The sequence below is a fragment of the Staphylococcus pasteuri genome (assembly GCF_030547725.1).
Classification (GTDB): domain Bacteria; phylum Bacillota; class Bacilli; order Staphylococcales; family Staphylococcaceae; genus Staphylococcus; species Staphylococcus pasteuri.
Genome location: NZ_JAUOQO010000469.1, coordinates 1 through 262, shown reverse-complemented (window position 1 = coordinate 262; position 262 = coordinate 1). Strand labels below are relative to the sequence as shown.

Here is a 262-nt window from a genome sequence, read left to right as displayed (position 1 = left end):
GGGTTACTAAAGTGCGTCCTTCTTTTTCTTTAAAAGGAGAGTCAGAGAAGCTCACAGTTGGTGTGCGAGGCTCCATTGATCAAGGCATATATCACAGTAGTTCAAATGATAATTACACTGATAAATCTTTAGCCACATTTGCAAATGTTCAATTTGATAGTCGCAAAAAGTTAACGTTACTAGCCGAATATCTAAAACAACAAGACGCTCGAAGTGACAGTGGTTCTGGCAGTTCATTAACAACAGATCAAGCAACTAAACC

General features: G+C 38.5%; 1 protein-coding gene. It reads left to right on the top strand.

Annotation, left to right across the window (positions count from 1 at the left end; translation table 11 throughout):
* Nucleotides 1–262 (top strand): hypothetical protein (locus Q4528_RS14390; RefSeq protein ID WP_303522316.1); only part of this gene is annotated, 262 nt, incomplete at both ends.